Below are 1,735 nucleotides of genomic sequence, written 5' to 3'. Positions count from 1 at the left end.
TAAGATGAAATTTGAAGATTATCAATATGAGCGTCCTAATATGGAAGTTTTAAAGGAAACGTTTCAACAGGCACTAAGTGATTTTAACGAAGCAACCGATGTTGATTCGCAAGAAAAAGCCATGGATAAAATTAATAAAATCCGCTTTGATTTTAACACTGTGAGCACCCTAGCTAACATAAGACATTCATTAGACACTACTGATAAATTTTATGATGAAGAAAAGTCTTTTTTCAATCGAAACAGTCCCATGTTCGGACAATTAAACAATTTATATTATCAAGCACTAACACAATCAAAATTCAGAAAAGAACTAGAAAGTAAAAAAGGGGCTTTATTATTTCAAAAAGCTGAGATTTCATTAAAAACTTTTTCTAACGAAATTATGAGTGATTTACAAAAAGAAAATGAACTCGCAAGCCAGTTCCAAAAGATTCTTGCCTCAGCTCAAATAGAATTTGAAGGCAAAACAAGAAACTTATCTCAAATGACTCCATTTGCACAAAGTACTGATCGAGACATGAGAAGGCGTGCTTCAAAAGCTACTTCTTCATTTTTACAAGAAAACGAAGAAAAACTAGATAAACTATACGATGATTTAGTGAAAGTGCGTACTGAAATCGCTAAAAAACTAGGGTATAAAAACTTTGTTGAATTAGCCTATAATCGTTGGGGTCGTGTTGATTATGGTCCCGAAGATGTCGCAAATTATCGTAAACAAGTATTTGAACATGTCGTTCCTTTAAATACCGAACTCACAAAACGTAAACAAAAACGATTAAATCTCGACCCGATTTATCACTATGATTTGTCTCTTGAATTTGATACAGGTAATCCAAAACCTAAAGGGGATAAGGATTGGATGGTGAAACGTGCCTCGACTATGTATCAAGAAATGAGTCAAGAAACCGATGAGTTTTTCACTTTCATGAAAACACGAAATTTACTTGATTTAGAAGCTAGAAAAGGTAAAGCCGGTGGCGGTTATTGTACTTTTATTGCGAATTATGACTCTCCTTTTATCTTCTCTAACTTTAATGGGACAAAAGGGGATGTTGATGTTTTAACCCATGAAGCTGGTCATGCTTTTCAGATGTATATGAGTCGTCATCACGAAGTTCCTGAATACTTAACCTCAAGTCCTGATGTGATGGAAATTCATTCAATGAGTATGGAATTTTTTGCTTGGCCATGGATTAACTTATTCTTTGAAGAAGATACTGAAAAATATAAATTTTCACATTTAACACATGCTTTGATGATTATAAGTTATGGGGTTGCCATTGATGAGTTTCAACATGTTGTTTATGAAAATCCTGATATGACAATTGAAGCACGTAAAAAAGCCTGGTTAGAAATTGATAAAAAGTATTTCCCATACAAAATTTACGATGACAACTCTTACCTAGAAAATGGTAATGGGTGGCAATTTGTCATGCATATCTTCGTCGTTCCTTTTTACATGATTGATTACACACTTGCACAACTCAGTGCTTTCCAGTACTGGGTTCGTTCTAGAAAAGATCATGAAACAGCTTGGAAAAGTTACTTAACATTATGTAAAGCTGGTGGATCCGATTCTTTCTTAGGATTACATAAACTTGCTGAATTAAAAAGTCCATTCGAAGATGGCACTTTAAAAGCTATTATTCCAGAAATAAAAAAATATCTCGATTCCATTGATGATACTAAACTTTAAAAAGACGGTTAAACCGTCTTTTTTTACGCTATAAAA

1 protein-coding gene is annotated in these 1,735 nt (G+C 33.4%); it reads left to right on the top strand.

Going from position 1 to position 1,735, the window contains the following annotated elements; all coding sequences use genetic code 11:
* Positions 1–4: 4 nt before the first annotated feature.
* Positions 5–1,699: a M3 family oligoendopeptidase gene (locus ACHAJD_RS09805; protein WP_435585688.1), complete on the top strand. Its 1,695-nt coding sequence runs from the start codon at positions 5–7 to the stop codon at positions 1,697–1,699.
* The last annotated feature ends 36 nt before the right edge of the window (positions 1,700–1,735 follow it).

This window comes from Liberiplasma polymorphum (genome assembly GCF_043951795.1).
Lineage (GTDB): Bacteria > Bacillota_I > Bacilli_A > Izemoplasmatales > Izemoplasmataceae > Liberiplasma > Liberiplasma polymorphum.
Note: the sequence above shows the minus strand (reverse complement) of the source record. Positions and strands in the feature narration are given on the sequence as shown.